Genomic DNA, 1,074 nt, shown 5'->3' on the forward strand with positions numbered 1-1,074 from the left:
TATTATAAGTGTCTTTTAATAATGGATTCTTATCCAGTAAATAATCTAAAATACCACCGGTATTCGTAAGCCAATCGAATAACTTGAATGATTGATAATCCCATGAGCTTAGTCTTTCTCGGGGCATTAAGAATAGTCGCCAATACCTTTTATACTTGTTGTACAATCTATGGTCAGGAACTCTGAATGTATTCATTACTTCAATACGTAACTTATTCAATTCTCGATTTAATGCTTGAACTAAGTGGAAGCGATCAATAATGATTTTGGCGTTGGGAAATACCTCTCTCACAACTTCCATATAAGGCATGTACATGTCCATTGTAACTGTCTGAACTTTCTGACGAGTCTTCAATGGATAGGCGCAAAAGTAATCACGTAGCTTGAATTTTCTGCGATCTCCCAACACATCAACGATCTGTGAATTCGTATTATCTATAAAGACAAAGCTCATATTACCTTCGGCATACTTTACACCTTTGAATTCATCGAAAGCAATATGCTCAGGTAACGCATCGAAGATGCTAGGTTTAAGATCCTTACCAGTACCATCAATTACCCGTTGCACTGTATGATCAGAGACGTTGCATGTCTCAGCGATATGTTTAAGTGTCAACGCATTGGTTGCAAAGTCTAATACCATCCGTTTGACGCGCTTAGAAATAAAACAGTTATCACCGATTATCTCTGATTTAGCAGTGAAGTAGCTATCACATTCTCTACAGTGATAGCGTTGTTTTCGTAATTCAAGGTAAGCAGGTAACCCTGATATCTTTGTTAGTGTGATTCTTGATTTTTTAGATCCATTCTTAACGATACTATTTCCTTGTTTAATGCAGCCGCAGGCTGGACAATACTGAGGATTTACATCTAACCTGCCGAAATAGATCAGTGACTTTATATTCTTAACTGTCATTTCTTTAACTTTATCTTCGAAGATTATATTTTCATCTTTCAATTGCAACGTGGTATTGATAAACTTATTCATGTGGGAATCTCCTATTCTATCTATGGTTGTGGTTAACTTTATGATAATGGAGATTCCTCTTTTTTTGTAAAAAAATATAGAACCAA

1 protein-coding gene is annotated in these 1,074 nt (G+C 35.7%); it reads right to left on the bottom strand.

Annotated elements, in window-relative coordinates:
• Positions 1-988: ISL3 family transposase (locus tag ACFW0C_RS09865; RefSeq protein WP_378107046.1), on the bottom strand; the 988-nt coding region annotated here is incomplete at its 3' end.
• Positions 989-1,074: the final 86 nt, after the last annotated feature.

It is taken from the genome of Aerococcus sp. NPDC058936, from assembly GCF_042741995.1.
GTDB lineage: Bacteria > Bacillota > Bacilli > Lactobacillales > Aerococcaceae > Aerococcus.